The following is a 3,547-nucleotide window of genomic DNA, read 5'->3' as shown; positions in this document are numbered from 1 at the left end:
ACTGCGCGACCAGCCACAACCCACCCGCAGCCAACAAACCGGCGGAAAGCCCCGCAGGGGCGCGCGGGGAACTGCGCGCTCAACCCCCAAGGGCCCGCACCTTACAAACCAGCCGAAGCCCCGCAGGGAACCCCGCGGAGCGACCAGGCAGAATCGGACCCATGACGACCCCGGACCCCCAGCCACCCACCCCGGAATCACCGGACACCCCGGAACCCCAGTTCAAGGACCGGGTCTACCGGTCGCCCTCCGGTATCGCGGGCGGTGTGCTGCTGCTCGCGATCATGGGCTGGCTCGGCATCGACGCGCTGGTCACGGGCGGGGGCCGCACCCCGTGGCTGGCACTGGCCACGCTGCTCCTGCTGGTCCCGCTGGTCACCGCCTTCACCCTGCGCCCGGCGGTGTACGCGAACGAACAACGGCTGCGTGTCCGTAACCCCTTCCGGGTGATCACACTGCCCTGGGGGACGGTCGAGGCGTTCAGGTCCGGCTACTCGAACGAGGTGCTCGACACGGCCGGCGGCAAGTACCAGGTGTGGGCCGTGCCGGTCTCCCTGCGGGGCCGCAAGCGGGCGGCCCGCAAGGAGGCGCGCGGGGACACGCCGGGCGCCCGGCGCGGGCGGTCCCCCCAGTCACCCCAGCCTGCGCCGGTGGCCGACGGACCCGTACGCGCCCAGGGCGACCAGATCATGGACGAGCTGCGCGAACTGCTGGAGGCCCGCGGCAAGGACCCGCGGGCCCAGGGCGAGGTGTCGGTGCGGTGGGCCTACGAGGTCGCGGCGCCCGCGGCGGCCGGGGCGGTGCTGCTGGCGATCCTGCTGGCGGTGGGCTGAGACGACGACGCCCCGGCCGAAGGGACCCGTGGGACCCGGTGGATCCGGTGGGCTGGACGCGTCCCTCTTGAGGAGATGAGCACGCTCGGCCGTACGAGTGGGTGGCACCTGTCCACCGGGGGCCGGGACGTCCGTCGGCCTGGGCGGGGCGTACCGGTCGCTACTGTCACCACCGGTGCCCGCGCCGGTGTCGGCACCGGCGTTCCCACGCGATCCAGGAGTGCATGTGTCGTACGACGAGCCGCTGCGACTGCCCGCGGCCGCGATACCCGACGACTGCCGGGACTGGACGGCCGGCCGGGCCGCGGGCTGGTCGGCCGCGCTGCCACCGCGCTGGACGTTCCTGCGGGTGCGCAGGTCGATCGCCGGCGCCGTGGCCACCCTCGCGCTCTGCGTGGGCGCCTGGGCCGCGATGCTCGGCGGGCTGTGGCCCTTCGTCGCCGCGGGCTTCGCCGTGTACGCCCTGTGGGTACTCGCCCGCCCTGAACTGGTCTGGGCCGGCGCGCCCGCGCTGCTCCTCGCGCTCGCCGTGCAGGCGCCGTCGCAGCCCTGGGCGTCGACGGCCGTCGGGGCGCTGGTCGTGGTGGCCTCCTGGGCCGCCGTCGCCGTACGCCTGCGGGCCCGCGGCGCCCAGCTGGAGCGGGCGCTGGAGGCCGCCGGGGACGGCAGAACACGGGTCCCGGACGCGGCCGTTCCGGCGCGGCGGGGCCGCTTCCTGCTCGCGCTCGGCCTCGTGGTGCTCGGGCTCTGCGCACTCGCCGGCGCCACCGCGGGACTGTGGGACTCGGCCGGCGACCGGCGCGGCTCCTGGGTCATGGCCTTCTACCTGGCCGGGCTCGGCGTGACCGCCCTGACCTCCGCGCAACTCGGCCGCCACCGGGCCGCCGAGCTGCGCCGCGCCCCCGTACCCGTACTGCGTGTCCTCGTACGCGACGACGCGCAGGGCACCACGGAGGTGTACGCGGCGGACGACTTCGCGGCGTCGCGGCCCCTGTTCACGGTGGACCTGACGTCGCACGACGGGGAGGCCGAGGACGAAGACGGAGCCGAGGGCGTGGACGGGGCCGATCCAGGCGCCGACGCCGCGGAAGAGGTGGCGGAGTTGGAGCGGCTTCTCGACGCGGTGGACGACGACACCGCGGGGCCGCTCCGAGAGGCAGTCCTCTTCGGCGCCCCCTTCGACGGGGCCGAGGTCGTGGTCCTCAGCGCCGACGAGGACCCGGACCAGCCGCCGCTGACGGAGTGGTCGGCGGGGCCGGTCCGGCCGTTGTCGCCGAGCGCCGGTGTGCGGCGCGGCGCCCGGGAGAAGGCCCGCGAGGAGCAGCACCGCCAACTGGCCGAACAGGCAAGGGAGTCGGTCGTGGACCGTACCCCCGCCCCGGTACGCCGCTGGCGTGCGGGCTGGCTGGACTGGGTGGCCGCCGTGCTGCTGGTGCAGTGGGGCGGCTGGCTCACCTGGGCCGGGTTCACCGACGCCGGACTGCCCTCCTGGAAGCTGGGCCTGGTCGTCGCGCTCGGCATCTACGGCGCCGTCCGCGTCCCGGTGAAACTCGCCTGGCGCATCACGGCGGACCGTTCCGGCCTGTGGGTCACGGGGCTGCGCGGCCCCCGGCACGTTCCCTGGGACGACATCCGCTCCGTACGCCGCCGGTCCTTCGAGCTGAAGCTCCGCTGGCGGGACGACGACTGGTCGGTCGCGGCGCCGCGCTGGGCGTGGTTCGAGCGACGGCGGGGCCTGGTCCATCCGTACGACGCGCTGGCGGCGGAGCTGTCGGCCATGCGCAGGGACCCGGCGCTGCGGCCCACCGGCGAGAGCACCGCACCCGAACGGGGCCGTGCGCTGTGGCCGTTGGCCCTGGTGCTCGCGCTGGTGTGGGCGACGGTGCTGGTGGTGTGGGGCTGAGGGGAGTATGGAGGTCGTGGGCGACGGCCGGCCGTAGGGCCGCGGGCGCTGCTCCCATGGGTGTCGTTGTTCCGGCGGTCGTTCAGATGCCCGCGGCCGTCGACAGGTCCCGCTTGATCGCCGACAACAGCTCCGTCGCCTTCGCGCGCGCCGCCGGCAGGCCGTCGTGGGTGCCCACCGGCACCACGACCTCCAGGTAGCACTTCAGCTTCGGCTCCGTACCGCTGGGGCGGACGACGACACGGGCGCCGTCCAGCGTGTAGCGCAGGCCGTCCGTGGGCGGCAGCCGGTCCGTACCCAGGGCGAGGTCCTCGGCCTGGGTGACGGACAGGCCCGCCAGGTGTGTGGGGGGCTGCTCGCGCAGTCGGCGCATCGCGTTCGTGATCAGGGAGAGGTCGTCCACCCGGACCGAGAGCTGGTCCGTGGCGTGCAGGCCGTGTTCGACGGCGAGGTCGTCCAGGAGGTCGAGGAGCGTACGGTTCTCCGCCTTGAGCTCCGAGGCCAGCTCCGTGATCAGGAGGGCCGCCGTGATGCCGTCCTTGTCCCGTACGCCATCGGGGTCGACGCAGTAGCCCAGTGCCTCCTCGTAGCCGTACCGCAGATCCGCCACCCTGGCGATCCACTTGAAGCCCGTCAGGGTCTCCTCGTACGGCAGGCCCGCCTTCTCGGCGATGCGGCCGAGGAGGGAGGACGAGACGATCGACTCCGCGAAGGTGCCGCGCGCGCCCCGGCGGACGAGGTGTGCCGCGAGGAGCGCGCCGACCTCGTCGCCGCGCAGCATCCGCCATTGCCCGCCGTCCCCGCCGTCCCC

At 74.6% G+C, this 3,547-nt stretch carries 3 protein-coding genes; 2 read left to right on the top strand and 1 reads right to left on the bottom strand.

All coding sequences use genetic code 11. The annotated features are described in order from the left end of the window. The first annotated feature begins 161 nt into the window (after window positions 1–161). Window positions 162–833: a PH domain-containing protein gene (locus AOK01_RS39165; RefSeq protein ID WP_055520294.1), complete on the top strand. Its 672-nt coding sequence runs from the start codon at window positions 162–164 to the stop codon at window positions 831–833. A 226-nt stretch (window positions 834–1,059) separates the two neighbouring features. Then, window positions 1,060–2,736, top strand: a complete 1,677-nt coding sequence (locus AOK01_RS39160; protein WP_055520292.1) for a hypothetical protein — start codon at window positions 1,060–1,062, stop codon at window positions 2,734–2,736. Between the two features lie 82 nt (window positions 2,737–2,818). On the opposite strand, the gene AOK01_RS39155 is transcribed toward AOK01_RS39160, so the two are convergent. Further along, window positions 2,819–3,547: phosphohexomutase domain-containing protein (locus AOK01_RS39155; protein ID WP_483855261.1), on the bottom strand; the 729-nt coding region annotated here is incomplete at its 5' end.

Origin of the sequence: Streptomyces aurantiacus, assembly GCF_001418335.1 — a bacterium.
GTDB classification, from domain to species: Bacteria; Actinomycetota; Actinomycetes; order Streptomycetales; family Streptomycetaceae; genus Streptomyces; species Streptomyces aurantiacus.
The sequence above is the reverse complement of the archived record's forward strand: the minus strand, read 5'-3'. Positions and strand labels throughout refer to the sequence as shown.